Origin of the sequence: Kribbella turkmenica (assembly GCF_004348725.1) — a bacterium.
Lineage (GTDB): Bacteria > Actinomycetota > Actinomycetes > Propionibacteriales > Kribbellaceae > Kribbella > Kribbella turkmenica.
In genome coordinates, this window is sequence record NZ_SMKR01000297.1 from 1 (window position 1) to 3,054 (window position 3,054).

Sequence of the window (3,054 nt, forward strand, 5' to 3'; positions counted from 1 at the left end):
CGGGACCGGTCGCCCGTGGGAGTCACCATCTCAAGCCTCAGTGTCGAAGCCGTCGTCGTTCCGGTCGGCGTCGCCGCGGACGGGTCCCTGATGCTGCCCGAACCGTCAACGGTCGGATGGTGGATCGGCGGCGCGCAGCCTGGCGATGCACGGGGTACGACGGTGCTCGCCGGCCACGTCGACGCCGATGACGGCAGCCAGGGCGCCCTGTACGACCTCAGCTCCGTACACGGCGGTGACACCATCCGCATCGCCACTGCGGCGGGCCCGCTCACCTACCGCGTAGTTGCCCTGCACAACTACCGCCGACAGCACCTGCCGAAGCAGCTGTTCGACCAACGCGGACCTCACCGGCTGGCCGTCATCACCTGCGGCGGCAGCTACGACCCCCGACGAGGCTACTCGAGCAATGTCGTAGCCTACGCCGTCCCCGCGAGAGCCTGACGACCGATCAGCTTCACACCGGTGGCGTGTAGATCGTGAGGTCGAACATCGGGTCCGCTACGTGGAGCGGTCCGTCAGCCGGTCCCGCAGCCTGTCGACCAGGCCCACGCCCGGCCCGACGAGCTTGTGGAACAGTTCGGCGTTCGGTGCGGCCGGGTGTGGCCTGGTCGGTGCGACCTTCTTCGCCAGCTCGACCTTCTCGCGCAGGTCGGCCAGCGTCGCCGCCGGAAGGTGGGCACGCAGCGCCGGGAACTGTTCGGACTCCTCGTCCCGCACATGGTCGTCGAGTACCTGTCGCAGATTCCCGAGTGCCTCCTCGAACGCGGGGTCCGACGTGTCCGCGTCCTCCAACTGCTTCATGAGCCTCTCGAGCTCCTTGTGCTCCTCGGTGTCGTGCTCGACGGCCTCCTCGCCGTTCGGCAGATGATCGCGCATGGCGGGATAGACGAACATCTCTTCGGCGACCGCGTGCCGAACCAGTTCGGCGATGAGCTGGTCGGTCAGGTCGCGGCGCACGCCAGGGTCGGCGGCTGCGCTGATCTGCTGGGCAAGATCCTGGAATTCCCGGTGGTCGGCGGTCAGAACGTCGACCACGTCCGGCCCGGCGACGGGATCGGTGGAAGTCATCGTGGCCTCTCCAGTGTCCGTAGGGTGGTCCAGCGCAGGTACCCCGCCGAGCGGCGGCCGAAGCGCCCACCACCCAAGCCGAGCCGGACCTCACGCCCTGTCACCGATCGAGCGATGTCTGCGCCCTGGCGGCTGAGAAGCGCTACCCAGGGGTACCGGCCGGGTATGAGTGAAGAAGAGCAAGGTCTGGAACCTGACCCGCGCACACACCACAAGGCCAATTCCCACGTGCGGCGCTGGGGAGCGGTCTACGTTCTGCTCGTCCTGTTCCTCGGCTCCTGGATCGGCCAGTTCTTCACCCAGCTGAGCGAGTTCCGCAGCGAGCAGGAGGAACACAACCAGGCCTTCGCCTGGGCCGACTTCTTCCCCACCTTCCTCGCCAGCACCTTCGAGAACTGGCAGAGCGAATGGCTCCAACTGGTCTTCCAGGCCATCCTTCTCCTCGGCGCCAAACACCTCATCTTCCGCGTCGACGCCGAGGACATGGAACGCCTCGAAGCCAAGGTCGACAAGATCAACCGGCAACTCGAGAGCACGCAACAAACGTGAAGCAGCAGTGCGGACGGCTTGGAAGGTCGTCGCCTGGGCACCTGCCGGGGATGAGAATGGGTGTTCTGGACATCGGATCGAACTCGGCCCAGCTGCAGGTCGTCGAGGCATCGCCCGGCGCTCCCCCGCTGCCCACGCATGCGGTGAAGTACCCGACGTTCCTCGCCGAGTCCATCCAGCCGGACGGCCTGATCACGGCTACGGGGATCGACCGGCTGGTCGAGGCGGTCAAAGACGCCGCAGCAGCCGCCCGGACGCTCCAAGTAGACCGGCTGTTCGCGTTCGCCACCTCCGCGGTCCGCGATGCCGGCAACGGGACCGAGATCGCTGCGCGGCTCGCGCGGGAGACCGGCATCCAGCCACGCTTCCTCACCGGCGACGAAGAGGCCCGCCTGACCTACCTGGCCGTACGGCGCTGGTACGGCTGGTCGGCCGGAAGACTGCTGGTGCTCGACATCGGCGGTGGCTCGATGGAGATCGCCCTCGGGCGCGATGCCCAGCCTGATTTCGCCGTGTCCCTGCCGCTCGGAGCCGGCCGCTTGACCAAGGCCTTCCTGCAGGACGACCCACCGACCCGAGACCAACTGCGTGCCCTGCGGCGGCACGCCCGCGCGACCTTGCGAGAGGTCTCGGACAGGCTCCGCTGGGAGGGTGACCCGAAGCGCGTCATCGCGAGTTCGAAGACGTTCAAGCAGTTGGCCAGGCTGACCGGTGCTCCGGCCCAGCGGACCGGGCCGTTCGTACGCCGTACTCTGCGAAGGTCGGACCTGGCTGCGTGGATCCCTCGCATCGCACGCCTGACAACAGCGGAGCGAGCGCAACTCCGCGGCATCTCGCAGTCACGTGCACGGCAGGTGCTCGCGGGTGCGGTCATTGCCAAGGCCGCGATGACCGCGCTCGACATCAAGCAACTGGATGTCTCGCCGTGGGCCTTGCGCGAGGGAGTGATCCTTCACCACCTCGAGTCGGCGATGCAACAGGAACCCTCCCTCGCCCTCGACACGCTGCAGATCAGCCAGACGCAGGAGCCCACCGCCCCACACAGCAACGTCACGGTCATGCCGACGCTGCCCTGAGAAAGGAGTCACCTGATGCGACACCCGCGGCCAAGCATCGGGCGACCGCCTACTGGGCCTGCGCGGACGGACACGCCCGCAGTCACGCCGTCGGCTCCACTTCACTTCAGCTACTCCACCGGACAAAATTCGCCGTCGCCGCCGGTGCCGACCGGGCTCTGCTCGATCCCCTGTAGACCGAACTGCCCGCCGTCGTCGACTAGGCCGTCCGCCGAACCGTTCAGGAGCCTGATTCGGAGGCATTGGCACACCACCAGGCGCTGGCCGCCGAAGCGAACCAACTGCCGGCGGACACCGCATCAGCCATCCGCCAGCGGCCGGAAACCCCGCGCAGCCTCGACCGAGGTCTTCGCCGGAC

At 67.7% G+C, this 3,054-nt stretch carries 4 protein-coding genes; 3 read left to right on the forward strand and 1 reads right to left on the reverse strand.

Going from position 1 to position 3,054, the window contains the following annotated elements:
• On the forward strand, positions 1-444 hold a 444-nt coding region (locus E1218_RS35230), incomplete at its 5' end, for a class F sortase (protein ID WP_233712686.1).
• 57 nt (positions 445-501) lie between these two features.
• Here the strand turns inward: E1218_RS35230 and E1218_RS35235 are convergent.
• Positions 502-1,071 (reverse strand): hemerythrin domain-containing protein, encoded by a 570-nt coding sequence (locus E1218_RS35235; protein ID WP_132327365.1) that lies wholly within the window; start codon positions 1,069-1,071, stop codon positions 502-504.
• Between the two features lie 165 nt (positions 1,072-1,236).
• Between E1218_RS35235 and E1218_RS35240 the strand changes: the two genes are divergently transcribed.
• A complete protein-coding gene (locus E1218_RS35240) occupies positions 1,237-1,620 on the forward strand; it encodes a DUF6766 family protein (RefSeq protein ID WP_132327366.1) in 384 nt (127 codons plus the stop codon).
• Between the two features lie 56 nt (positions 1,621-1,676).
• Positions 1,677-2,696, forward strand: coding sequence for a Ppx/GppA phosphatase family protein (locus tag E1218_RS35245; protein WP_233712687.1), 1,020 nt, complete (start codon positions 1,677-1,679; stop codon positions 2,694-2,696).
• Positions 2,697-3,054 lie beyond the last annotated feature (358 nt).

Bases quoted from the DNA above. Each gene is read 5' to 3' on its own strand.
- E1218_RS35235 (WP_132327365.1), bottom strand. From the start codon at position 1,071: ATGACTTCCACCGATCCCGTCGCCGGGCCGGACGTGGTCGACGTTCTG.
- E1218_RS35240 (WP_132327366.1), top strand. From the start codon at position 1,237: ATGAGTGAAGAAGAGCAAGGTCTGGAACCTGACCCGCGCACACACCAC.
- E1218_RS35245 (WP_233712687.1), top strand. From the start codon at position 1,677: ATGGGTGTTCTGGACATCGGATCGAACTCGGCCCAGCTGCAGGTCGTC.